Origin of the sequence: Lichenicoccus sp. (genome assembly GCF_965276875.1) — a bacterium.
GTDB lineage: Bacteria > Pseudomonadota > Alphaproteobacteria > Acetobacterales > Acetobacteraceae > Lichenicoccus.
Genome location: NZ_OZ255701.1, coordinates 3,875,309 through 3,900,028, shown reverse-complemented (window position 1 = coordinate 3,900,028; position 24,720 = coordinate 3,875,309). Strand labels below are relative to the sequence as shown.

At 68.3% G+C, this 24,720-nt stretch carries 21 protein-coding genes; 15 read left to right on the top strand and 6 right to left on the bottom strand.

All coding sequences use genetic code 11. From position 1 onward, the window contains the following. Window positions 1–25: 25 nt before the first annotated feature. The 3 genes from ACQY4K_RS18880 to ACQY4K_RS18870 form a co-directional block, all read right to left on the bottom strand. The gene (locus ACQY4K_RS18880; RefSeq protein WP_428391734.1) at window positions 26–475 is read right to left on the bottom strand and encodes a hypothetical protein; all 450 of its coding nucleotides are present in this window, start codon (window positions 473–475) and stop codon (window positions 26–28) included. Window positions 476–584: 109 nt separating this feature from the next. After that, window positions 585–980, bottom strand: a complete 396-nt coding sequence (locus ACQY4K_RS18875) for a MarR family transcriptional regulator (protein ID WP_428391733.1) — start codon at window positions 978–980, stop codon at window positions 585–587. A 196-nt stretch (window positions 981–1,176) separates the two neighbouring features. Continuing rightward, complete coding sequence (locus ACQY4K_RS18870) at window positions 1,177–2,556, bottom strand: leucyl aminopeptidase family protein (RefSeq protein WP_428391732.1); 1,380 nt, start codon at window positions 2,554–2,556, stop codon at window positions 1,177–1,179. Window positions 2,557–2,628: 72 nt separating this feature from the next. Here ACQY4K_RS18870 and ACQY4K_RS18865 point away from each other — a divergent pair, with 72 nt between their 5' ends. The 5 genes from ACQY4K_RS18865 (at window position 2,629) to ACQY4K_RS18845 (ending at window position 9,686) form a co-directional block, all read left to right on the top strand. Beyond that, a complete protein-coding gene (locus tag ACQY4K_RS18865; RefSeq protein ID WP_428391731.1) occupies window positions 2,629–5,166 on the top strand; it encodes a helicase-related protein in 2,538 nt (845 codons plus the stop codon). Further along, window positions 5,153–5,434 carry an RNA-binding S4 domain-containing protein gene (locus ACQY4K_RS18860; RefSeq protein WP_428391730.1) on the top strand — a complete coding sequence of 94 codons (282 nt, stop codon included), beginning with the start codon at window positions 5,153–5,155 and terminating at the stop codon, window positions 5,432–5,434. Before ACQY4K_RS18865 ends, ACQY4K_RS18860 begins: the two co-directional genes overlap by 14 nt. 86 nt (window positions 5,435–5,520) lie before the next feature. Next, window positions 5,521–5,847 (top strand): ferredoxin FdxA, encoded by a 327-nt coding sequence (gene fdxA / locus ACQY4K_RS18855; RefSeq protein ID WP_428396218.1) that lies wholly within the window; start codon window positions 5,521–5,523, stop codon window positions 5,845–5,847. A gap of 134 nt (window positions 5,848–5,981) precedes the next feature. Next, the gene (locus ACQY4K_RS18850; RefSeq protein ID WP_428391729.1) at window positions 5,982–8,642 is read left to right on the top strand and encodes a TonB-dependent receptor; all 2,661 of its coding nucleotides are present in this window, start codon (window positions 5,982–5,984) and stop codon (window positions 8,640–8,642) included. Window positions 8,643–8,657: 15 nt separating this feature from the next. Continuing rightward, window positions 8,658–9,686, top strand: coding sequence for a YncE family protein (locus ACQY4K_RS18845; protein WP_428391728.1), 1,029 nt, complete (start codon window positions 8,658–8,660; stop codon window positions 9,684–9,686). A gap of 59 nt (window positions 9,687–9,745) precedes the next feature. Here the strand turns inward: ACQY4K_RS18845 and ACQY4K_RS18840 are convergent, their stop codons facing one another. From ACQY4K_RS18840 to ACQY4K_RS18830, 3 genes are all read right to left on the bottom strand, one after another. Further along, window positions 9,746–10,516, bottom strand: coding sequence for a Bax inhibitor-1/YccA family protein (locus tag ACQY4K_RS18840; protein ID WP_428391727.1), 771 nt, complete (start codon window positions 10,514–10,516; stop codon window positions 9,746–9,748). Window positions 10,517–10,630: 114 nt separating this feature from the next. Beyond that, window positions 10,631–13,141: an ABC transporter permease gene (locus tag ACQY4K_RS18835; RefSeq protein WP_428391726.1), complete on the bottom strand. Its 2,511-nt coding sequence runs from the start codon at window positions 13,139–13,141 to the stop codon at window positions 10,631–10,633. After that, window positions 13,138–13,839, bottom strand: a complete 702-nt coding sequence (locus tag ACQY4K_RS18830; RefSeq protein ID WP_428391725.1) for an ABC transporter ATP-binding protein — start codon at window positions 13,837–13,839, stop codon at window positions 13,138–13,140. The genes ACQY4K_RS18835 and ACQY4K_RS18830 overlap by 4 nt, the downstream gene beginning before the upstream one ends. Before the next feature lie 9 nt (window positions 13,840–13,848). Between ACQY4K_RS18830 and ACQY4K_RS18825 the strand changes: the two genes are divergently transcribed. The 10 genes from ACQY4K_RS18825 to ACQY4K_RS18780 all read left to right on the top strand — a co-directional run bounded on the left by ACQY4K_RS18825 (window position 13,849) and on the right by ACQY4K_RS18780 (window position 24,720). After that, window positions 13,849–14,502, top strand: coding sequence for an arylesterase (locus ACQY4K_RS18825; RefSeq protein WP_428391724.1), 654 nt, complete (start codon window positions 13,849–13,851; stop codon window positions 14,500–14,502). Next, a complete protein-coding gene (thpR, locus tag ACQY4K_RS18820) occupies window positions 14,499–15,032 on the top strand; it encodes an RNA 2',3'-cyclic phosphodiesterase (protein WP_428391723.1) in 534 nt (177 codons plus the stop codon). Before ACQY4K_RS18825 ends, thpR begins: the two co-directional genes overlap by 4 nt. Then, window positions 15,019–15,471: a hypothetical protein gene (locus tag ACQY4K_RS18815; protein ID WP_428391722.1), complete on the top strand. Its 453-nt coding sequence runs from the start codon at window positions 15,019–15,021 to the stop codon at window positions 15,469–15,471. The genes thpR and ACQY4K_RS18815 overlap by 14 nt, the downstream gene beginning before the upstream one ends. After that, on the top strand, window positions 15,468–16,073 hold the full coding sequence (locus ACQY4K_RS18810) for a uracil-DNA glycosylase family protein (protein ID WP_428391721.1): 606 nt from the start codon (window positions 15,468–15,470) through the stop codon (window positions 16,071–16,073). Before ACQY4K_RS18815 ends, ACQY4K_RS18810 begins: the two co-directional genes overlap by 4 nt. A 19-nt stretch (window positions 16,074–16,092) precedes the next feature. After that, the gene (locus ACQY4K_RS18805; protein ID WP_428391720.1) at window positions 16,093–17,724 is read left to right on the top strand and encodes a peptide ABC transporter substrate-binding protein; all 1,632 of its coding nucleotides are present in this window, start codon (window positions 16,093–16,095) and stop codon (window positions 17,722–17,724) included. Continuing rightward, window positions 17,721–19,373: a peptide ABC transporter substrate-binding protein gene (locus ACQY4K_RS18800; protein ID WP_428391719.1), complete on the top strand. Its 1,653-nt coding sequence runs from the start codon at window positions 17,721–17,723 to the stop codon at window positions 19,371–19,373. Before ACQY4K_RS18805 ends, ACQY4K_RS18800 begins: the two co-directional genes overlap by 4 nt. Window positions 19,374–19,457: 84 nt before the next feature. Next, window positions 19,458–21,101, top strand: coding sequence for a peptide ABC transporter substrate-binding protein (locus tag ACQY4K_RS18795; protein ID WP_428391718.1), 1,644 nt, complete (start codon window positions 19,458–19,460; stop codon window positions 21,099–21,101). Beyond that, on the top strand, window positions 21,079–22,038 hold the full coding sequence (locus ACQY4K_RS18790; RefSeq protein ID WP_428391717.1) for an ABC transporter permease: 960 nt from the start codon (window positions 21,079–21,081) through the stop codon (window positions 22,036–22,038). The genes ACQY4K_RS18795 and ACQY4K_RS18790 overlap by 23 nt, the downstream gene beginning before the upstream one ends. Beyond that, window positions 22,031–22,915, top strand: a complete 885-nt coding sequence (locus tag ACQY4K_RS18785; protein ID WP_428391716.1) for an ABC transporter permease — start codon at window positions 22,031–22,033, stop codon at window positions 22,913–22,915. The genes ACQY4K_RS18790 and ACQY4K_RS18785 overlap by 8 nt, the downstream gene beginning before the upstream one ends. Next, a complete protein-coding gene (locus ACQY4K_RS18780) occupies window positions 22,912–24,720 on the top strand; it encodes a dipeptide ABC transporter ATP-binding protein (RefSeq protein WP_428391715.1) in 1,809 nt (602 codons plus the stop codon). The genes ACQY4K_RS18785 and ACQY4K_RS18780 overlap by 4 nt, the downstream gene beginning before the upstream one ends.

Here is a 24,720-nt window from a genome sequence, read left to right as displayed (position 1 = left end):
ACACCCGCTCGCCCATAACAGATCGTTACTTTGACAGCTCGAGCTGAATACCTTGCGCGGCGCCGGAAAGACGAGCGCCGTGGGTGACGTCGTCGATGCGGATGCCGACGCCGGCGCCGTTCTTCAGATAGCGGCCGCCGATACCCTGACCCACTGTCGCCTCGCCGTTGGCCGCGGCGTAGGTGCCGTCGAAATCATGTAGATGGTGGAGGTTGTAGACCCTCCCATGGCCAACGACCTTGGAATAGCCGACGGCGGCGACATCCACGCCCTTGACCGAGAAATGGTAGGTGTGGCCGTGATATTTCAGGATACCGCTGCCCCAGGTGAAACCGACGCCGACATCCGCCGCCTGGGCGGTGATGACGACGTGACCGTCGATCGGGCCGGGGCCGTCGGTCTTGGCCGCGGCACTGACGGCGAAGACTGGCGCGGAGCAGAGAGCGAGACTGGCGGCAAAGGTAGCCATCCGCATGGTGCGTTCCTTTCGACGATGGCCGACGACCGCAAGCCGCGGCCGCCGGAAACGTGCCTTAATCGTCTGACAAGGCAAGCAGTTGCAGAAGCGAACGTGCGGCGCCGGATCAGCTGGCGGCGCGGCGCGACCCGGTCTCGGCCGACACATGGCCGCTCTTGCGGGCCGCCGTCGAAGCTTCGGACATGATCGAGCGCAGCTCGCGCAGGTAGGCCGCACCCTTGAGCGTGCGCTGCACCAGGATCGAACGGCGATCCATCGGGTCCACCTTGCGCCGCGCGAGGTCGAGTTCGCCGAGCCGGTCGAGCGCACGGGTGATCGCGGGCTTAGAGACGTTCAGCTCGGCGGCGAGACCGCGCACGGTATGCGCCCCCTCCTGTAGGTAGCAGGTCAGGAACACGCCAAGTTGGCGTGCGGACAGGTCTGGCCCGTCACGGCGGACCATCGAGACGACGGTGTCGCGCAGGGTGCCGACGAGTTGGTCGGAAGCGGATGGCTGAGCCATGAGATATCCTTTCTTCAACGTCATGACCTCGTTGGCTACGAGGCGCTTCTGGTTGGCGGCACCGGCAATCCGGCGTGCCGAAATTTCCACACATGATCGAGTGGGCATGTTCGAACGGCGTGGTCGCAACCCTTTATAGACGCGAGAAATGAATAAGTTCAGTCGCAATTACGTTACCGACACGTTTTCTTCGTTTTCAAACATGAATCATTGGCAACAAACCTTTGAAAACAGCGCGCAATCCCTGGGCATCGCCGCCCTCCGGCCGTCCCGGGCGGCTCGTATCGCTCCAGGCGTATGTATCGATATGTGCCCAGTTGACTGTTTGTGCGACGAACCGGCGCAAGAACAATGCGGCGATGACCGCACCCGCCATCGGCTTCGATGAAACATTGTTCAGATCGGCGACAGGACTGGCGAGCCAGGACTCGTATTGCGTGTGCAGCGGCAATCGCCAGAGCGGATCATGCGCGTCCCTGCCCGCGGCCAGCAGGGACGACGCCAGTGCCTCATTGTCGCAGAACAGCGCCGGCAGATCGGGCCCCAGCGCCACCCGTGCGGCCCCGGTAAGGGTCGCGGCATCGAGCAGGATCGCGGGCGCCTGCTCGCAGGCCTCGGCCAACAGATCGCACAGCACCAGCCTGCCCTCGGCGTCGGTGTTGCCGATCTCGACAGACAGGCCCTTGCGGGTTGCGATCACGTCGCCGGGACGCATGGCCGCGCCGGAGATGCTGTTCTCGACGCAGCCGATGCGCAGTTCCAGCCGCACCGGCAAGGCGCGTTCCATGATCAGACGTGCCACACCCAGCATGATCGCGGCACCACCCATGTCCTTCTTCATGTGCAACATCCCGGCCGGACCCTTGATGTCGTAGCCGCCGCTATCGAAGCAGACCCCCTTGCCGACCAGGGAGATCAGCGGCGCATCCGCACCCGCGCCGGCCCATTCCGCCCGGAACACAAGCGGCGGCCGGCTCGATGCGGCTCCGACCGCCGCGATCGCCGGATAACCCTGGGCCAGCGCCTCGCCTGCGACGATCGTGGTGCGCGCGCCGAACCCCGCGCAGACCGCCGCCGCCGCCTCGGCTAGTTCGCGCGGGCCGAGCAGGTTCGCCGGCGTGTTGATCAGGTCGCGCGCCAGCCAGACCGCCCGCGCCTGCGCCGCCCCAAGGCTCCGCGGATCCGCAACCAGGGTCGGCTGTCTCGGGGCGTCGCCGGACTGCAACCCGGTAAACCGGTAGGCGCCGAGACAGAAGCCAATCACGGCTTCCTCCGACGCGGCCGCGGACGCAAACCGCCACACACCAGCCGGCAGCGCCGTCGCCAGCGGCGCATAGGCGTCCGGGCCGGGCGATGCACCAACCCCGAGCAGGGCGGCCGCGACTCCATCCGGTCCGGGCAGCAGCGCCACCGCGCCTGATGCTGCCGCAAACCCGGTCTGCTGGATCCAGGCCTCCGCCCCCAGCTCTGCTGCGGTCGCACGCAGCGACTCCGCTGTCACAGTATGGATGAGGCGCGCACCGGCCGCCTCCGGCAGCACGGACGCGGTCAGGCAGTCGAGGTCTCGGTCGAACATGGGCGGTCTCCTGCATGGCTCTCTTGATCGGCGCCCTTGCAATCAACGGCGCCACACCCGACGATAGGCTTCATGCCGGGCCTTGATACCCGTTCGCGCGATCATCGCCACATTGCCGACAATCATCGCGTCAAGGCGGTGCTCGGACCCACCAACACCGGCAAGACCCATCTCGCCATCGAACGGCTGCTGGCGCACAGCTCCGGCATCATCGGCTTTCCGCTGCGCCTGCTGGCCCGCGAGAACTATGACCGCATGGTCGCGGCCAAGGGCGTGCGCCAGGTGGCGCTGATCACCGGCGAGGAAAAGATCGTCCCTGACGGCGCGCGCTATTTCTCCTGCACCGTCGAGGCGATGCCGCTGGACCGCGCCTGCGAGTTCGTCGCCGTCGATGAAATCCAGCTCTGCGCCGACCCCGACCGCGGCCATTTCTTCACCGAGCGATTGCTGCACGCCCGCGGCCTGGTGGAGACCATGTTCCTCGGCGCCGAGACGATCCGCCCGCTGCTGGCGCGCCTCATCCCCGGGGCGCAGATCGAGACCCGCCCACGCCTGTCGCAGCTCGTCTATGCCGGTGCGGCGAAGCTGACCAAGCTGCCGCCGCGCTCGGCGGTCGTCGCGTTCTCGGCCGCCGAGGTCTACGCCATCGCCGAGCTGATCCGCCGTCGCCGCGGCGGCTGTGCCGTGGTGATGGGACGCCTCTCGCCGCGCACCCGCAACGCCCAGGTCGCCCTCTACCAGGACAAGGAGGTCGACTACCTGGTCGCCACAGATGCGATCGGCATGGGCTTGAACATGGATGTCGACCATGTCGGCTTCGCCGGCCTTGGCAAGTTCGACGGTGCGCGGCCGCGCCGGCTGAGTGCCGCCGAGGTCGCCCAGATCGCCGGACGCGCCGGACGCGGCATGCGCGACGGCAGCTTCGGCACCACCGCCGCCTGCCCCGAGCTCCCCGACGAGATCGCCGAGGCCGTGCAGGCACACCGCTTCGACCCGATCGAACAGATCTTCTGGCGCAACAGCGACCTCGACCTCTCCGGCCCCGACGCGCTGCTCGCCAGCCTGCTGGCCACCCCCAAACACCCGGGTTTGACCACCGGCCGCGAGGCATCCGACCTGCAAACCCTCGATTCGCTCTCGCGCGAGGCCGAAATCCGCGATCTCGCGCGCGGCCGCCGTGCCACCCGGCTGCTCTGGGAGGCCTGCCAGATCCCGGACTTCCGCAAGCTCGGCGACGACAGCCACACCCGCCTGTGTGCGCGCGTGTTCGGCCATGTGGTGCGCGACGGCAGGCTGCCGCCGGCCTGGATCGAAACCCAGATCAACGCCCTGGACCGCGCCGACGGCGACATCGACACCCTGATGCAGCGGCTCTCGGGTGTGCGGGTCTGCTCCTACATCGCCGCGCGCGGCGACTGGCTGGAGGATGCGAGCGCCTGGCAGGACCGCGCGCGGGCGGTCGAGGACCTGCTCTCGGATGCCCTGCACGAGCGGCTGACGGCGCGGTTCGTTGACCGCCGCGCCGCCATGCTGATCCGCCGGCTCGATGACGCCGAAGGCCGCGAGATGCTCTCCGCTGTCACCGGCCGCGGCGAGGTGGTCGTCGAAGGCCATTCCGTGGGCCACGTCGCGGGCTTCCTGTTCCAGCCCGACCCGCTTGCCGTCGGCGTCGAGAAGCGGCTGGTGCTGCGCGCCGCACGCCGCGCCCTGCGCGAGGAAATGCCGCGCCGGGTGCAGGCGCTGTGCGGCGCGCCCGATGGGAGCTTCGCGCTCGCCGGCGATGGCCGTCTGCTGTGCTGGAACGGCGCCCCGGCCGCGCGCCTGCGCCCGGGTCCCAGCGTGCTGCGGCCGATGGTCGACGTGCTCGACAGCGAGTTCCTCGACGGTGCCGCGCGCGAGCGGGTGCGCGCCAGGCTGCAGGCGTGGCTCGACGGGCACGTGGCAGCGACGCTGGCGCCGCTATTCGCCGCGAACGCCGGGGCGCAGTCCGATCCCGGGCTGCGTGGGTTGCTGCATCGTCTCACCGAAGCCGGCGGCCTGGTCCCGGGTCCGTCGGCGTGGCTGCCACCGATGTCGCGTGCGGCGCTCAAGGCGATCGGCGTGAAGGCCGGACGGCACGCGCTGTTCATGCCGGCCCTGCTGCGGCCAGGCCCGGCGGCCCTGCGCGCACTCCTGCTGGCACTGCGCGACGGCGGCGCGGTGCCGCCGTTGCCGCACCCGGGGGCGGTCAGCCTGCCGCGCGATGCCGAGGGCGGCCAGGGTCTGGCGCAGCTCGGCTGGGTGGCGGCGGGTCCGGTCTGGCTGCGCCTGGATATTGCCGAGAAGATCAGCGCCGATATTGCGCATCGGACGCGGCGCCGCGACTCGGCCTTGCCCTCCGACCTCGCCTCGCGGCTGTCGGTGCGCGCCGAACTGCTGCCGGCCGTGCTGCGTGGCCTCGATGTCCGGCTGCGGCCGCCGGCGCCACTTGCCGAAGGCCAATTCGGCCCCCCGGCGCCGGCGATGATGAGCATGACTCGGCCGCAACCTTTGCCGGCAGCCCAGAAACCGCAATCGGCGCGCGCCCTGGGGCCGTTCGCGGCGTTGGCAGCACTCCGTGCCGGGCGATGACGACCTGCCGGCTTGGCAACGGCTCGATGTCTGGCTGTGGCACGCCCGCTTCCTGCGCCAACGTGCGGACTGCGCCAGCCTGGTGCGCGGCGGCCTGGTGCGGCTGAACCGGCAAGCCACCGACAAGCCGCACGCCCGCCTGCGCCCGGGCGACGTGCTGACCCTGCCGCTGCGCGGTCACGTCAAGGTCGTGCGTATCCTGGCACTGGCGCCGCGGCGCGGCCCGGCGACGCAGGCACGCCTGCTCTATGAGGAGATCACGGAGTAGAGCCCGGCTTGCGCGACCTCGGCTTGCGCCCGCGCACGAACATCCGCATATGTCCGGCCCGTGCTGACCTGGTCCTGGAGACGCCGATGACCTACGTGGTCAACGAAAACTGCATACGCTGCAAATACATGGATTGCGTCGAAGTCTGTCCGGTGGACTGCTTTTATGTCGGCGAGAACATGCTCGTGATCAACCCGGACGAATGCATAGATTGCGGCGTCTGTGAACCGGAATGCCCAGTGGAGGCCATCCTGCCCGACAGCGACGACCGCGCCGCCGCCTTTGCCGAGCTGAACACCACCTACTCCAAAACCTGGCCGAACATCACCCGCAAAGGCGAGCCGCCGGCGGATGCCGACGAATGGAAGGACAAACCCGACAAGCTCAAGCTGTTCTCGCCCGAGCCCGGGTGAACACCGGTTATTTCAGTTTTATTGCGGGTTTGTGATAAGACTGAGACCGGCACCTTAGCGGGTCGCTTCGGTTTCTTGTCGTTGCTAATGCCCCCTCGTGGATCGCGCACGCTGCCGGTCCCCGAGGGGATGAGATGGACACAGCTTCTACGCGCCTGGGTGGCGCCCTGCTGCTACTGCCGGCTTTGGGTGGTGTCGCCTTGGCACAGGCTGGCCCGTCGAACGGCACCGGCACCGGCACGCAATACGTCACCGTGCGTGGCGAAAAGGCGATCGCCACCGGCAGCCTCGGCCAGGCGCTGCAACTCAAGCGCGACGCACCCAACCTGATCGAGGTGCAGCCGCAGTCCGAGATACGCAAGCTGCCCGACACCAACGTGGCCGAGGCGCTGCAACGCGTCTCCGGCGTCTCGCTGGAGACCGACACCGGCGAGGGCCGCTTCATCAACATCCGCGGCCTCGACGCCGATCTCAATGGCGTCTCCTTCGACGGCGTCCGGCTGATGCCGTCCAATGTCGCCTCGCCGTTCGGCGGCGGCCGGGCGATTGCGCTGGACGCGATCCCGGCCGGCTTCGTCGGCGGTCTGGAAGTCATCAAGTCGCTCGAGCCCGACCAGGACGCCGAGGCACTCGGCGGCGCCGTCAACATCATCCCGCGCGAGCCCCGCACCGACGGCCTGCCCACGCTCGACCTCAACGCCGGCAGCGGCTACGAACCGCTGCGCCAGACCGCCGTGATCCAGGGCGGCATTACCTTCAGCGGCAGCTTCGGCCTGGGGGCGAACGGCAGCCCTCTGGCGGCGCAGACCACCGACCCGCAGGCGGGCTTCATCTCCAACGACAAACCGTTCGGCATCGTCGGCACCGCAACCTTCTACAACGACCAGCGCGGCGTCAACGACGCCGAGGAGGCCTACGCGGACAACCAGTCAGGCGGCACCCCGGACAAGGTGCTCAGCCAGCTCAACCCGCGCTACTACCAATATTGGCGGCGGCGCTTCAGCCATGGCGGCTCGTTCCAGTTCGACCCGAACCCGGACAACCACTTCTATTTCCGGCTGGCCGAGGCCGGCTACAACGAGCGAATTTCACGGCACATGCTGGTGCTGAACGGGCTCGATAGCGGCTCGGGGCTGGGCGGCGACGGCTTCTCCAACCCGGACGGGCCGGGCTTCATCGCCACCGGTGTCACCGCCGACCAGGATTTGCGCGACGAGACCGAGGCCATCCAGAACAACGTCATCGAATGGGGCGGCCGCAACAAGCTGGCGGACGGCATTGAAATCGACTACCGCGGCAGCTGGTCGGAAGGCAGCTATTATAAGCCCTACGACTACAACAGCGACTTCCAGGATCCCCAGGCGATCGCGCTCGCCTACGACAACGTCTCCACCCCGTTCCAGCCGACCTACCACACCCTGGACGGCACCAATCTCGCCGACCCCGCGAACTACAACTTCTTCAACATCAACAACAGCAGCGAGCACGACATCGATCGCGAGTGGGCCGGCGAGGCCAATATAAGCATCCCGGCGCCACTGCTCGGCGACCCCGGCACGATCCGCTTCGGCGGCAGCGCCCGGTTGCGCGACAAAACCGTCACCCGCAGTTTCCAGAACTACAGCCTCGCCGCCGGCGCGCCGGTGTTCTCGCTCGCCAACTACACCTACGGCAGACCGCAAATCTTCTACAACGGACGCCTCAATGTCGGCCCGATGATCAATGGCGGCATCCGCTCGCTGATCGGCACGCCCTTCCTCACCGAGGACGTCGCCGCCGATTCGATCCTTGGCCAGCAGGCGTTCCAGGCGGACACCGAGAACGTCTATGCCGGCTATGGGCAATATGACTGGACCCTCGGCAAGCTCAGCCTGCTCGCCGGCATCCGGCTGGAGGCGACCGACGCCCGCTACGGCGCCAACAGCAGCGCCACCGACGCCGCCCGCAACACCACGATCACGCCCATCGTCGCGCCGCGCAACTATGTGGATTATTTCCCGACGGTGCAGGCACGCTATGCGTTGACCCGCAACCTGATCGCACGTCTCGCTTATTCCACCGCCATCGGCCGGCCAGGCTTCAACCAGATCACCTCGGCACAGCAGATCGACTTCGGCAACGGCGTCGTAACGAGGGGCAATCCCGGTCTCGCACCGACCACGGCAGACGATTTCGACTTCACCCTGGCGCAATATTTGCCCCATGCTGGCGTTATCTCCATCGGCGCCTTCGACAAGGAGTTCCACAACTACATCCTGCCGAACCAGGTCCAGGGCACGTTCCCTGGCATTCCCGGCATCGCCGCGATCCAGACCTTCACCAGCAGCCCATCTTCACGCGCGACTGGCGCCGAGCTGCAATACATCCAGCGCTTCGCCTTCCTGCCCTCGCCCCTCGACGGGCTCGGCGTGGACAGCAACTACACCTATGTCTCTTCGGAGACGCAAATTCGGCCGGGGGAAACCGGCTCGCTGCCCTCCACGTCGAATAATACCTTCAATGTGGCACTCACCTACGAGAAGGGGCCGGTGCAGTTCCGCTTTGGCACCGCCTATGTCGGCCACAACCTGTATGCCATCAGCAGTTCGCGGGCGACCGACCTGTTCGCCGCGCCGCGCTTCCGCATAGATATGGGCACAAGCTACGCACTGAACCGCTATGCGACGCTGTATTTCGATGCGAAGAACCTGACCAACACGCCGCTGCAATTCACCGAAGGCCCGACCAACTCCCGCCCGATCCAGCGCGAGTACTACGACGCGACATACCTTGCCGGCATCCGCGCCAGCTTCTGAGAGGAGCCCTCCGCCTTGCGACTAGCCCCCCTGCTTGCCTCCACGTGTCTGCTTGCCCTCTTTGCGGGGAGTGCCGCGGCCGCCCCGGCCTATACCGAGGTGCACGCAACCCGCCTTGGCGCGCCCGATCGCTGGGACTACGTGCTGTTCGATCCTTCGAGCGACCGGGTGTTCGTGGCGCACGGCAATCATACCGACGTGGTCGATGGACACACCGGACGGGTAGAGGGCCATGTCGGACCGCTCGACGGCGCGCACGGCACGGTGGTCGCCCCAGTGCTCGGGCGCGGCTTTGCAGATGGCGGCAAATCCCGCTCGCTCACCGGCTTCTCGCTCACCACCCTCAAGCCGATCGGCCAAGCGCAGGCCGGCGAGGATGCCGACGCCGTTGCCTATGATCCGGGCAGCCGGCATGTCTTTGTCATCAATGGTGACAGCGGCACGATCAGCGTGATCGACGCCGCGACGCTCAAGCCGCTGGCCACCATCGATCTCGGCGCTGGGGGACTCGAGTTCGCCGCGAGCGATGGTCACGGCAGCCTGTTCGTCAACCTCGCCGAGGCCGGCGGCATTGCCCGCATCGACATCGCCACCAACACGGTGACTGCCCGCTGGAAGCTCGCCGGCTGCGTCTCGCCGCACGGCCTAGCCTATGACGACTTGACCCGGCGCCTCTTCACAAGTTGCGAGAACGGCGCACTCAAGGTGATCAATGCCGAGGACGGCCATGTCGTCGCCAGCCTGCCGATCGGCAAGGGCAGCGACTCGGTTGCGGTCGATCCCAAGCGCCGGCTGGTATTCAGCGCCAATGGCACGGGAACCCTCTCGATCATCGCCATCCACGACGCCGATCATTTTACTGCCGAGACACCTCTACAGACGCCGAAGGGTGCCCGCACGATGGCGGTCGACCCGGCGACGGGGCGGATTTTCCTGGCCTCGGCGACCGCCGATGGCACCACGCCGCCGCCCATTCGCGGCGGCCATGCGCGCATGCACTTCGTCCCTGGCAGTCTCAAGCTGCTGATGTTCGATCCGAGCTGATACGCAAAAAAAAGCGGCCTCCCGCGGGAGGCCGCCACACACTGGACTACAAAGCGATTTCAGTTGCCGTTGCTGCGCGTCCCGGTCAGTTGCAGCAGGAACTGGAACATGTTGATGAAGTTCAAGTAGAGCGACAGCGCGTCATAGACGCTGCGCTTGGACGCCCCATCGACGCCCTCATAGGCGGCGAACTGAGCGTAGCTGAACTTGATCCGCTGGGTGTCATAGGCTGTCAAACCGGTGAAGATCAGGACGCCCAGGAAGCTCACCATAAGCTGCAGGCCGGAGCTGTGCAGGAAGATGTTGACCACCATCGCGATCAGCAGGCCGATTACGCCCATGATCAGGAACGATCCGAACTTCGTCAGGTCCGTCTTCGTCGTGTAGCCGATCAGGCTGGTGCCGGCGAACATCGCCGACGTGATGAAGAACACCCTGACCACCGACGTGTCGGTGTAGATGAAGAAGATGTTGGTCAAGCTGACGCCCATCAGCGCGCAGAAGGCCCAGAACAGCCCCTGCACAGCCTGTCGCGACAATCGGTTGACGCCGAAACTCATCACCATGACGAAGGCCAGCGGCGCGAAGATCGAGAGGTACCCGAGACCGGTCGGGCGCATCGCCAGGCCCGCGCCGGTCTGGACATAATGGTAGAACAGGTCGCGCGCCGAGGTGTGCGCGACGGCGAAGGCGACGATCCCGGTCAGCACGAGGCCGGAGGTCATCCAGTTATAGACCCGCAGCATATAGGCGCGCAGACCGGCATCGATGACCCCGGCCTGGGCACCCGCAACGCGGGAGGTGCTTCGGAAATCGGGACTGAAAGCCATGTGTGAAGATCCCCTGATCCGGAACATCCGGACAACAACAATCATTTGGGCAAGCGGCGGACCAGGTCAAGCGGAACCGGACCGCGTGCCGATTAAGTCGCCGAAAGATGGCGCTTATTGGCTCCGCAGCAATGCCGCCGGGCTCTCTCGGAGCGCCTGACGGGTCGCGGCCAGCCCCGCGAGCAGCATCGCCGCCACCGCGCCGCACAAGGTGAGGGCCAAGGTGCCGCCGAGCAGGAGCCACGGTGCGCGCAGTACATAGTGCAGCACCAGCCAGCTCAACAGCATCCCCGTCGCCGCCGAGACCAGGCCGGCGACAGCACCGAGTATTGCGAACTCGACCAGCCAGGCGGCGCGGAGCTGGCCGCCGGTGGCCCCAAGGCAGCGCAGGATCGCGGCCTCACGCCGGCGCTGCCGCTGGCCGGAGGCGAGCGTCGCCGCCAGCACCAACGCGCCCGCGAGCAGCGCCACCGCCCCCATCACCTGCAACGCCAGCGCCAGCCGGTGCACCAGACCCGAAATCACGCCAAGCACGTCGGCAACACGAATGCCGGTGACGTTGGGCAGCGCATCGGTCACCGCCTGCAGGATTGCGGCGTCGCCCGCGGCACTGCCGGCCGAGTCGACGGTCGCCACCAGGGTGTGCGGTGCGTGCGACAGCAGACCCGGCGAGGCGATGAAGGCGAAGTTGAGCTGCAGCGAGCGCCAGTCGATGTCGCGCAGGCTCGCCACCGTCAGCGCGATGTCGCGGCCCTGGACATTCAGGGTGATCGTCGAGCCGAGATGCACGCCCCAGCCGCGCGCGATCGCCGCATCGAACGAGAGCAGCGGCGGCCCGCGATAATCCGCCTTCCACCAGGCACCGTGCGCGAGATGGCTACCCGCCGGCGGCGTCGCCGACAGGGTCAGGCCGTGGTCGCCGCGCAGCATCCAACGCGATTGCGGCGTTGCCTTGACCTTTCCCGCCGGCACGCCGTCGACCGAAACCACCCGCGCCCGCATCGTCGGCAACTGATCGACCGCGCCCGCCGCCGGCAGCGCCTTCAGCACTGCGTCGAAGCGTGCGGCCTGGTTCGGCTCGATGTCGATGAAGTAGAACGAGGGCGCGTGCGCCGGCAGTTGGCCGAGCACGCTGTTGCGGATGTTGCCCTCGATCAGCGCAATCGAGGCGAGGGTCGTGAGCCCCGCGCCAAGCGCCAGCAGCAGGGCGGCCGCCGGGGCGCCGGGCCGGTGCAGCGCGCGCAAGCCAAGCTGCAGCCACACCGACTGCCGGCCGCGTGCAAACCGACGAACGATCCGCCGCAAAGCGAACGCCGCCAGCCGGAACAGCCCGAGCACGACCGCCGCGACCAGGCAGAAGCCGAGCGCGATCCTGGGCGTGGGCGCGCTCAGGGCCGCGAGCGCCACCAGGGCCGCCACCAGTGCGAGCAGCACCAGACGCAGCCGCCAGCCGACGGGGCTGGTCTCGCCGCCGACCTCGCGGAACAGCACCACCGGCGGGGTGCGCACGGCGCGCAGCAGCGGCGGCAGGGCGAACAGCACCGCCACCAGCGCGCCGAAGCCGGACGCCAGCAGCAGCGGCGCCACGTGCAGGGACTGGTCGGGTGCTACCGGCAGCAGCCCGGCCAGCGCGCGGATTGCGAGCACCGGAACCAGCAGCCCGGCGACGCAGCCGGCCAGGATCCCGGCGCCGCAGAGCAGCCCAAGTTGCAGGGCCACGATCGCGGCGATGGCGCGCGTCGAGGCGCCGAGGCAGCGCAGCACGGCGAGCGTCTCGCGCCGGCCCTCCAACCAGGCGGCAACCCCGGAGCCGACCCCAAGGCCGCCCAACAACAGTGAAGCGAGCCCGATCAGCGTCATGAACTCGGAGACCTGCGCCACCACCCTGGTCAGCGCCGGGGCGGCATCGGTGACGTCGTGGATGCGCAGCGGCTGGCCGGGGAATCGCGCCACCAGGTCGCGCGCGAGCGCCGCCGCCCGCGCCTGCCGCCCCGCCCTGGCGCCGGGCATCGCGATCCGTAGCCGGTAGTCGACCAGCGCGCCCGGCGTGATCAGCCCGGACACAAGCAGCGCCCGCCGTGACAGCATCACCGTCGGCGCGAACGCGGAGCTGCCGGCGCTGTCGGGTGCGAAGGCGAGCCGCGCCGCGAGCGGGACGTCGTGGACGCCGAGCCGCAGCATCGCCCCCGGTTGCACCGCCAGCCGATCCGCGACCAGCGGCTCGACCAGCAGCCCCGTCGCCAGCGCCCGGGCCAATGGCTGCGCCGGCGCAAGCTGCATTTGGCCCACCAGCGGATAGGACGCATCGACCCCGCGCGCCTCGACCAGCATGCGCTTGCCGCCCGGCGCGTACAGCATGGTGCGCAGCGACACGACGCGCGAAAGCCGCACCTCGCGGCCACGCAGATAGGCCACCATCCCGGCCGGCCACGGATCGGGGCTCTCGATGCTGAGGTCGCCGCCGAGCAGGGCACGGCGCTGTGCGGCGACCCCGCCCTCGATCGCCGCACGCAGGTCGCCGACGGTGCCGATCGCCGCCACCCCCAAAGCGAGGCACAGCAGCACGATGCGCATGCCGGCCAGGCTGCCGCGCATGTCGCGCAGCGCGATCCGCAGCCAGCTCAAGCCGCAAGCTCGGCGAGTTCGCCGTCGGCGACCGCGAAGCGACGGTCGCAACGGGCGGCGAGCGGCGCATCGTGCGTGATCAGCAGCAGCGTCGTGCCGAGGTCGCGTTGCAGGGCGAACATCAAGTCGATGACCTTTGCTCCGGTGCGGGCATCGAGGTTGCCGGTCGGCTCGTCCGCCAGCAGCAGGCGCGGGCCCGGCGCGAAGGCGCGGGCCAGGGCGACGCGCTGCTGCTCGCCGCCGGAGAGCTGGCCCGGCCGGTGCGTCATGCGCGGCCCCAGCCCGACCTGATCGAGGGCGGCGCGGGCGCGGGCCTGCGCGTCGCGCCGTCCGGCCAGCTCCAGCGGAATGGCGACATTCTCCAGCGCCGTCATCGTCGGGATCAAATGGAAGGACTGGAACACGATGCCGACATGGCGGCCGCGAAAGCGCGCGCGCGCGTCTTCCGACAAGGCGGCGAAGTCGGTGTCGTCGATGCGCACACTGCCGCGCGTCGGTCGCTCCAGCCCGGCCAGCAGCATCAGCAGGCTGGTCTTGCCGGAGCCGGACGGGCCGACGATGCCGACCGACTCGCCAGCCTGCAGATCGAGGCTGGCGCCACGCACGATATGCAGCACCCGCTGCGAGTTGACCGCGCGCGCGGGCACCGTCAACCATAGATCGCGCGCTGCCAGCAACGGCGGCGGCGCAGAAGCCAAGGCGGGTCCGTGCACGCTATTCCTTTCAGGCGGCTGCCAGGCAGGCCAGCAACGCTGCTCCTGCTTTGCCTGGTTTTGTGCGCCGCCGCACCGGTGAAGATCATGGCACTCGGCGACAGCCTCACCGCCGGATATGGGTTGCCGCACGACCAGGGCTTCGTCGTGCAGCTGCAAAACGCCATCGATGCCGAAAAGCTCAACGCCACGGTGCTCGATGACGGCGTCTCCGGCGACACCTCCGCCGACGCGCTGGCCCGGCTGGACTGGGCGCTCGGCGATGATCCGAACGCGGCGATCATCGAGCTTGGCGGCAATGACGGGCTGCGCGGCCTGCCGCCGGCGGAGATGGAGCGTAACATCGCCGCCATCCTCGATACCCTCAAGGCGCGGCACATTCCGGTGCTGCTGAGCGGCATGGTGGCCCCCCCGAACATGGGACCCGCCTATTCCGCCGCGTTCCACGCCGTCTTTACGCGGCTGCTGGCGCGCCCGGGACTGATCACCGACCCGTTCTTCCTGCAAGGCGTGGCCCCGCACGAGACCCTCGAACAGGCCGACCATATCCATCCGAACGCCGCCGGCGTGAAAATCATCGTCGCCCGGCTGATGCCTGAGGTGCGCCGGCTGATCGCGCGCGCGCGTCGCAAGATGCCGCCCGCATGAGGCTGTTCGCGGGTCTCGATCTGCCCGATCCGCTGCGCCGCCGCCTCGCGGCCCTGGCCGGCAGCCTGCCTGGCGCGCGCTGGGTGCCGCCGCTGAACTATCACCTCACTTTGCGCTTCGTCGGCGAGGTGCAGGCGCATGACGCCGAGGAGATCGACCATGCGCTGGCGGCGATCCGCGCCAGGCCCTTCGAGCTGGCGCTGTGCGGTGTCGGCATCTTCCATCGCGCCGGCACGCCCGCCTCGCTCTGGGCCGGGGCCGAGCCACGCGAACCACTCGAACGGCTGCACACAAAGATCGAGACCGCGCTGCAACGGATCGGCCTGCCGGCGGACCGCAAGCGCTTCATTGCCCATGTCAGCCTCGCCCGGGTCGACGGCATCGCCGAGGCCGCGCTTGCGGGTTGGCTGCAGGCGCACAACCTGCTTCGCTCCGAAAGCGTTCCTAAAACCCACTTCACCCTGTTCTCGTCGCTGCTCGGCAAGGAGCAGCCGGTCTACACCGCGGAGGTCGACTATGATCTGGTCTAAAGCCGCACTCGCGGGCCTGCTGCTGGCCGTGCCCGCGGGTGCCTACGCGCTCACCCAGGTCTCCGGTCCGGTGATGATCGGCCCCTCGCGCGGCGACGGCAATCCGCAGAACCATAGCGCCACCCTGACCACGATGGTCGCCAATCAGGGCCAGGTTCCCGATCGTCTGGTCAACGTCGTCTGCCCCAGCGCCGGGACTGCGCACCTGCTCAACGGTCACGTCCAACCGGTCGGCAACGTCGAACGCAACGGGCTCGACATTCCAGGCTCGGTCGATGGCCGCGCCAATCCCGTCGCCGTGCAGATCGGCCTGACTCAGGCCACGGAGCCGGTGGCGGACGGGGCGCTGGTGCCGTGCTCGCTGTATTTCGAGCATGCCGGACAGCGGATCGTCGTGTTCACCCTGGGCGCGCACGAGCAGGCTACAAACGAGCCTTGAGCGACCTCGAGGCGCTGGTCGCCCAGGTCCGCGCCTGCACCGTCTGCGCCGCCGACCTGCCGCTTGGGCCGCGGCCGATCCTGCATGTCTCGTCCACCGCGCGGCTGCTGATCGCCAGCCAGGCGCCGGGCACCAAGGTGCACGCCAAGGGCCTGTCGTTCTGGGACGCGTCGGGCACGCGGCTGCGTGACTGGCTCGGCATCGACGAGAGCGTGTTCTACGACACCGCGCGGGTCGCCATCCTGCCGATGGGCTTGTGCTATCCCGGCCGCCTTCCCGCCGGCGGCGACAGACCGCCGCGTCCGGAATGCGCGCCCTTGTGGCGCGCGCGCCTGCTGGCCCTGATGCCCGCCATCCGCCTGACCCTGCTGATCGGCGGCTACGCCCAGGCGCATGTGCTCGGCCCGGGTGCCATGACCGAGCGGGTGCGCGATTTCCGCGCCACCCTGCCGAGCCTCTTCCCGCTGCCGCACCCCTCGTGGCGCACCGGCGTCTGGGAGCAACGCAACCCATGGTTCCAATCCGAGGTCCTGCCCGCCTTGAAGGCAGAGGTGGCATGCGCCCTGGACATGCCCATGGACATGCAAGGCGACCGCCCCTAAACGCAACGACATGCGCGCTTTGTCCAGATTTCTGTCCGCCCTGGTGGTCGCTGCCCCAGTCATGGCGCACGCCGCCTGCGGCACCGTGGTGCTGCCGCCCGGCATCGGCCAGAGCGACCCGTCCGCGGTCACCTCGCTGAACTGGATGCTGTCGCGATCGATCTACGACACCGAGGCGATCTACCAGATCTACCGGCCGCTGGTCTGGCTCGACCGCAACCAGAACTACGACCCGGCGATGAGTGTCGCGAGCGCGGTCACCACGCCCGATCAAGGCCGCACCTGGCTGCTCACCCTCAAGCCCTGGGTCTGGTCGGACGGCGTGCCGCTCACCGCGGGCGACGTGGTGTTCACCTTCGACCTGATCCGCAAGCTCGGACCGAGCTATTCCTGGTATGATATCGGCGGCATTCCCAACTTGGTCCAAAAGGTCGTGGCACTCTCGCCGCACCTGGTCGAAATCCAGCTCACCAAACGGGTCAACCCGGACTGGTTCCTGCGGCTGGGTCTTGGCAACCTCATCAAGCCGCTGCCTGCCCATGTCTATCGCGGCCTGAGCGCCACCGAACTGCGCGCCCGCCAAACCGACCTCAGCCTGTTCAAGGTCTCGGATGGGCCGTTCCTGGCGGCCGACTGGGATGTCGCCCGGCATCTGGTACTGGTGCCTAACCCCCGTTTCGGCGGTCAGCGGCCCGCGATCAAGCGCCTGGTGCTGGACTTCCTGCAAGGCGGCAACGCGCTGCAATCGCTGCGCGCCAACGAGATCGACGCGGCGAACGTGCCGTTCCAGCTCTGGAACCTCGCCCGCGGCCTGCCCGGCTTTCACACGACACAGCTCGGCGGCCCGTTCGGCTTCATGTCGATCATTCTGAACTTCCGTGCGCCGGACGCACCCTTCCTACGCGACGTGCGGGTGCGCCAGGCGATGGCCTCGGCCATCGACCAGGGCGAGATCGACCGGCTCGCCTGGCATGGCCAATCAAAGGAGATCCACGGCCCGGTGCCGGTGGCGATGACCGCCTTCCTGTCGCCGCAGGCCCGCGCCGGCTATACGAACCTCGAATACAGCCCCAACCGCGCCCGCGCCCTGCTCGATGCCGCCGGCTGGAAGCCCGGCCCCGACGGCATCCGCATCAAGGACGGCCGGCGCCTCGCCTTCGATGTCGCGGTCTCGGCCGGCATACCGGTCAGGATGATCGAATTGCAGGTCGCACAGCGCAATCTGCAGGCGGTCGGCATCGCGATGCATATCCGCGGCATCGAGTTCAACCAGTTGCTCGCGACCTTGAACGGCAACGGCCAGGGTTGGCAGGGCATCGTGATCGGCTGGACAGTCGAGAACTACCCCGACATCGAGGAGTTCTTCGCCACCAACGGCTCCGCCAATTACGGCCATTACCACGACGCGCGCATGGACGCGCTGACCGCCGCTGTCGAAACCGGCAGCGGCCACGCGGCGCTCGACGCGGCCCAGGACTACGCCGCCGAACAGCAGCCCTTCATCTTTCTGCCGGACGGACGCTACTCTGCCCTCACCCGCGACGGGCTGCACGGGGTGGCCGCGATGTCGAGCCCGAACGGCACCTGGGCGCCGGAACTGCTCAGCCTGGATTGCCGCACCGAAACCGCGCAGGCGACGAACAGCCGGTGAAATCCCGCTGGCTGCTGCTGGCACTCATCCTATTCGTACCGTGCGCCGCGCGCGCAAGCGCCTGCGGCACCGTCGTGCTGCCGCCGGGGATCGGCCAGGACAGCCCGTCCGCCGTCACCTCGCTCGATTGGCTGCTTTCGGGCTCCATCTACAACACTGAGGCGTATCAACAGATCTACCGGCCGCTGGTCTGGCTCGATCGCAACCTCAACTACGACCCGTCACTGAGTGTGGCGAGCGCGGTGCGCACCACCGATGGCGGCCGCACGTGGCTGCTCACGCTAAAGCCCTGGGTCTGGTCGGACGGCGTGCCGCTGACTGCCCGTGACGTGGTGTTCACCTTCGACCTGATCCGCAGGATCGGTCCCGGCTACGTCCAATACGACATCGGCGGCATCCCGAACCTGCTGGACAAGGTGGTGGCGCTGTCGCCGCACTTGGTCGAGATCCAGTTGACCAAGCGGGTCAATCCGGACTGGTTCCTGCGGCTGGGGCTCGGCAACACCATCCTGCCGCTGCCCGAACATGTCTATCACGGCCTCAGCCTGGTCGCATTGCGCGCGCGGCAGACCGACCCCAGCCTGTATGCGGTCTCCGACGGGCCGTTCCTGGTCAAGGATTGGGACGTGGCCCGGCACCTGGTGCTGGTGCCAAACCCGCGCTTCGGCGGCCAGCATCCCGCCATCAAGCGGCTGGTGTTCGACTTCCTTCAGGGCGGCAATGCCCTGCAGGCGCTGCGTGCCGGCGAGACCGACGCCGCCAACGTGCCGTTCCAGCTCTGGAACCTCGCCCGCAGCCTGCCGGGCTTTCGCACCGTGCCGTTCGGCGGCCCGCTCGGCTTCATGTCAATCATCCTGAACTTCCGCTCGCACCACGCGCCGTTCCTGACGGATGTGCGAGTGCGCCAAGCAATCGCAGTCGCCATCGATCAGAAGGAAATCATCCGTCTGGCGTTCCATGGCCAGGCACAGGAGATCCATAGCCCGGTGCCGAAGGCTCTGACCGGCTTCCTGTCGCCAGCAGCCCGCGCCGGCTACAAAAACCTCGCATACGATCCAAGGCGCGCCGGCGCCCTGCTCGACGCGGCGGGCTGGAAGCTCGGACCCGACGGCATCCGCACCAAGAACGGCGGTCTCCTCGCCTTTGACGTCGCGGTCTCCTCGGGAGGCGGCACACGACTGATCGAGCTGCAGATCGTGCAACGCAACCTGCGCGCCGTCGGCATCGCGATGTCGCTGCGTGGCATTGAGTTTAACCAGCTCCTCGCCACCCTGGAGGGGAACGGCCACGACTGGGACGGCATCGTCATCAGCTGGACCGTCGTGAACTATCCGGACGTCCAGCAATATTTCGCCACCGACGGCGCCGAAAATTACGGCCATTACCATGATGCCCGCATGGACAAGCTCACCGACGCGGTAATCACCCAGCCGGGAAACGCCGCACTCTATGCGGCGCAGGACTACGCCGCCGAACAGCAGCCCTTCATCTTTCTGCCGGACGGGCAACAATCCGGACTGGTGCGTGACGGCCTGCACGGCATCGGCGCGATGGCCAGCCCCAATGGCACCTGGGCGCCGGAACTGCTCAGCCTGAGCGGCGCGCTGGCTTGCCGCACCGAAACCGCCGCGGCCACTCCCGCGCCCTGATGGCAGGACTGGCATGCGCTCTCGACATGCGGCGCACCGCCGGATACAGGACGGGACGTGACCATGCTGTCCAGATTATTGGCCGTGGCTCTTCTTCTGGCCGCGGCCCCGGCATCCGCCGCCTGCGGCACCGTCGTGCTGCCCGCAGGGGTCGGCGTGGCACCGCCAGGTGCGGTGACCTCGCTAAGCTGGCTGCTGTCGAACTCTGCGTACAACAACGAGGCAATCGAGCAGATCCATCGGCCGCTGGTCTGGTTCGACCGCAACCTGAACTACGATCCGGCGATGAGCCTCGCCAGCAGCGTCGTCACGCCCGACGGCGGCCGCACCTGGCTGCTCACCATCAAACCCTGGGTCTGGTCGGACGGCGTGCCGCTCACCGCTCAGGACGTGGTTTTCACCTTCGACCTGGTACGCAAGCTTGGGCCAAACTACGTCCATTATGGCGAAGGAGGTGTCCCCAACCTGCTTGACCGGGTTGTCGCCCTCTCCGCGCACGTCGTCGAAATCCAGCTGACCCAGCCGGTAAACCCGGACTGGTTCCTCCGTCTCGGCCTGGGCTGGATCAAGCCGCTTCCCGCGCATATCTATCGTGGCCTGGACCTGCTGACGCTGCGGGCGCGGCAGACCGACACGAGCCTGTATGCCGTCTCCGACGGTCCGTTCCTGCTCAGGCACTGGCAGCTCGACCGCTCCATCACCTTGATCGCAAACCCACGCTTCGGTGGCACCAAGCCGCGAATCAAGCGGCTGGTGATCGACTTCCTGCTCGGCAGCAACGCGTTGCAGGCTTTGCGCGCCGGCGAAACCGACGCCGCCGACGTGCCCTACCCGTTGTGGAACCTGGCCCGTGCCCTGCCCGGCTTTCAAACCACCTCGATGGGTGGCCCGTTCTCCTTCGCCTCGATGATCCTGAACTTCCGCTCGCGCCACGCACCCTTCCTGCGCGATGTCCGGGTGCGTCAGGCGATCGCGTCGGCGATCGACCAGAAGCAGCTCATCGACCTGGTGTTTCACGGCCAAAGCCAGCAGCTGCACGGCCCGGTGCCACCAGCAATGACAAGTTTCCTCTCGCCGCAAGGCCGCGCCGGCTATGCCGACCTCGACTACAACCCCGCCCATGCGAGGGCTCTGCTCGAAGCCGCCGGCTTTACCTCCGGACCGGACGGTGTTCGCGCCAGAAACGGCCAGCGTCTCGCCCTCGACGTCGAGGTGCCGGCAGCCGGCGACGCGTTGCTCATGCTGCAGATCATCCAGCGCAACCTCCACGCGGTGGGTATCGCGCTGTCGCTGCACACCGTTGAGTTCAACCAGCTATTGGCGACCCTGGACGGCAACGGCCAGGATTGGGACAGCATCGTAATCGCCTGGACGGTACAGAGCTTCCCGGACAGCGCGCGGTTCTTCTCCACCCATGGCGACGCCAATTACGGGCATTATCATAACGCGCGCATGGACGCGTTGCAGGCGGCGGTCAGCATAGCGCCCGACCGGCAAGCGCTGTTCGCCGCCGAGGACTATGTCGCCGAACAGCAGCCCTTCATCTTCCTGCCAAACGGCCGCGCTTCGACCCTGACCCGCAACGGCCTGCACGGCATTGGCGCCATGGTCAGCCCGACCGGCAACTGGGCGCCGGAATTTCTCAGCCTCGGCGGCGCGCTCGCCTGCGCCCCATCCCCGCAACAGACGGCGGAGGAGGCCGGGCATGCGTATACTCTCAGGAATTAGCCGCAGGATCGGCAGTGCGGCGCTGTCGCTGCTGATCCTGGTCACGCTGACCTTCATCCTGGTCAATGTCGCACCGGGCAGCCCGGTCTACGGCATCCTTGGCCCGAAGGCGCCGCATGCCGCGATCATCGCGCTGACCCACAGCCTTGGCCTCGACCGGCCATTCTGGTGGCGATATTTCCACTGGTGGGGACAGCTGGCGCAGGGCCGGCTTGGCTACTCCTATCTGGTGGAGCAGCCGGTGACGCACCTGATCGCCAGCTACGAACTCAACACCCTCGCCCTACAAGCCGTGTCGCTCACCGCCAGCCTGCTGATCGCGTTCGCCCTCGGCCTTGCACACGGCGTCTATTACGAGCGCACCGCAGGCCGCGCCATCGGCGGCTTCGAGCTCGCCTTCTATGCGCTGCCCTCGTTCTTCACCGGGGCGCTGCTGATCCTGTGGTTCTCGATGGATCTCGGCTGGTTTCCGGCCGGCGGCGTCGAGAACCTGCGGCTCGCGCACCAGACCATCGGCTCCACCGCGAGCCACCTGTTTCTGCCCGCCGTCACCATCACGCTGTTCACGGTGCCGGTGCTGTCGCGCTATTTCGCGCAGTCCGTGCATGAGGAACTCGGCCGCGACTATGTGCGCTCGGCGGCGGCGCGCGGCGCCTCGCGGCCGCGTATCCTGCTCCGCCACGTCGTGCGCAATGCGCTGCGCCCGCTGGTCACCGTGCTGGGCCTGTCGCTGCCATCGCTGTTCGCCGGCGGCGTGGTGGTAGAGACGGTGTATTCCTATCCCGGCCTCGGCTGGCTGCTCTGGCGCTCGGCGCTGTCGCAGGATTATCCGGTGCTGATCGGCATCGTGCTGGTGATCGGCATCCTCACCGTGCTCGGCAACCTGCTGGCCGACATCGCCAACACCCTGCTCGACCCGAGGACCGGCTATGCTTGATGGCACGGTCACTCCCGCCCTCACGCGTCGCAGCCCGACCGCCTATCTCGCGCGTCTGCTGCGCCTGCCACGCGCCCACGGCACGCTCACCACGGGACTGCTGCTCGCCGCCGCGATCCTGCTGCTCTCCGGCCTTGGCCCGGTGCTCTACGGCCGCGACCCCTTCGCCCTGCACACCGCGCACGTGCTGGCCGGCCCGAGTTGGCAGTTCCCATTCGGCACCGACGATCTCGGCCGCAACGCCTTTGCCCGGCTGATGGTCGCCGGCCGCTCGACGCTCTACGTCGCCATCCCCGCCGCCTGCGTCGCCTTCGTCGTCGGTACCTTCTACGGCCTGGTCTCCGGCCTCGGCCCGCGCCTGCTCGACCAGGCCATGATGCGCCTGCTCGATGCGGTGCTCGCCTTGCCCGGGCTGGTGGTGCTGATCTTCTTCGGCGCCATCGTGCCGCTCAACAACACCAGCCTGATCGCGCTCCTCGGGCTGATCTCCTGGCCGCCGCTGGCGCGACTGGTGCGCAACGAAACACTGGCGCAGCGCGAGCGCGACTTCGTCCTCGCCGCCCGGCAGCTCGGCGCGGGCTTCATCCATATCGCCACCACCCATCTGCTGCGGGTGATGGCGCCGATCCTGGTGGTCAACTTCACCTTCCTGATCGGCGACATGATCTTCGCGCTCTCGGCGTTATCGTTTCTCGGACTGGGCGTGCAGCCGCCGCATACCAGTTGGGGCGGGCTGCTGCAGCAGGGCCTCGAACTGGTGGCGCTGAACGCCTGGTGGCTGATCGCCCCACCCGGTTTGATGATCTTCGCCGCCATGCTGGCCACCTCGCTCATCGGCCAGGGCCTGCTGGCCCGCAGCGGACTGGCCTTGCGATGACCACACCCGTGCTCGACATGCGCCAACTCAGTGTCAGCCTGCCGGCGCGCCGCGGCGGCGCCATGATGCCGGTGCTGGAAGACCTCGATTTGCAGGTCGCCCCCGGCGAGATGACCGCCCTGGTCGGCGAGTCCGGATCCGGCAAAACCGTCGCCGCCCTCGCCGCGATGCGCCTGCTGCCCACCGTGGCCAAGGTCACCGGCGAGGTCCGCTTCGACGGCGAGGACCTGCTCACGTTGGACGAACGCCGCATGCGCGCGCGACGCGGCAGCATCGGCATGATCTTCCAGAACCCGCTGTCGGCGCTGAACCCCTCGATGACCATCGGCCGCCAGGTCGCCGAGGGCCACATCCTGCATGGCGGCAAGGTCAGCGCCGCAGCCGCCCGGGCCCACGCGATCGCGCTGCTCGGCGAGGTCGGCATCCCCGATCCCGCAAATCGCGTCGACGAATTCCCGCACCAGTTCTCCGGCGGCCAGCGCCAGCGGGTGATGATCGCCGCCGCCCTCGCCTGCGCGCCGAAGCTGCTGATCGCCGACGAGCCGACCACGGGGCTGGATCCGATCGTCGCCCGCCAGATCCTGCAACTGCTCGCGCGATTGCAGCGCGAGCACCGCATGGGCCTGCTGTTCATCACCCACGATCTGTCGATCGTCGAGGAATACGCGCAATCGCTGACCGTCCTTTACGCCGGCCGCAGCGTCGAATGGGGCAACGCGACCCGCTTTTTCGCCGCCCCCCGTCATCCCTACAGCCAGGCCCTGCTCGGCGCCGTCCCCCGCCTGGGCCAGGCCGAACTGCACGGCATCGCCGGCACCCTGCCCGAACCGGGGAACCGCGCCATGGGCTGCCGTTTCGAGCCGCGCTGCCCGCAAAGCCGACCTGACTGCAGCCGCGCCTACCCACCGCCGATCGGCGAGTCCGACGAGGCGGCAGCCTGCCTGTATCCCGAGCCCGCCCCCCGCCTGAAACATCGCGCCGCCGACACCGACGCACAAATCGGCGCCGATCCGGCCAACGCCTTGCTGCGCCTCGACCGCGTCACCATCCGCTACGGCAAGCGTGCGAGCCTGCTCGGCGTCGCCGCCGCCACCACCACCAGCAAGCCCGCCTTGGACTCGGTCAGCCTGCAGCTCGGGCGCGGCGAGTGCCTGGGCATCGTCGGCGAGAGCGGCTCCGGCAAATCCACCCTGGGCCGGGCGATCCTGCATATGTTGCGCTACGAGGGCAGCATCCTGCTCGACGGCAGGCCGCTCGCCAGCCTCTCCGGCAATGAGAGCCGGCGCGAGCGGCGCCGCGTGCAGGTCGTGTTCCAGGACCCGCGCGAATCGCTCAACCCGCGCATGCGCATCGGCGCGATCATCGCCGAGGCGCTGAGCCTGGGCGGCATGCAGGACCGCGCTCAGCAGCGCACGCGCACCGCGTCCCTGCTGGAGCGCGTCGGCCTCAGCCCGGCGCTGGCCGACCGGCTGCCGAACACCGTCTCCGGCGGCCAGGCGCAGCGCATCGCCGTCGCCCGCGCACTCGCCGCCGAGCCGGACATCATCGTGCTGGACGAGCCGACCTCGGCGCTGGACGTCTCCACCCAGGCGATGCTGCTCAACCTGCTGCGCGACCTCAGCCGCAACGAGCGGCTCGCCTATGTGATGATCAGCCACGATATCGCCGCGGTCTCCTGGCTCGCCGACCGCATCGCGGTGCTGCGCGACGGCCGCATCGTCGAGACCGCGCCCACCGCGCATTTGATCGCAGCCCCCGCGGATGCCTACAGCGCCGCCCTGATCGCCACCGCCCCGCGCCTGTAG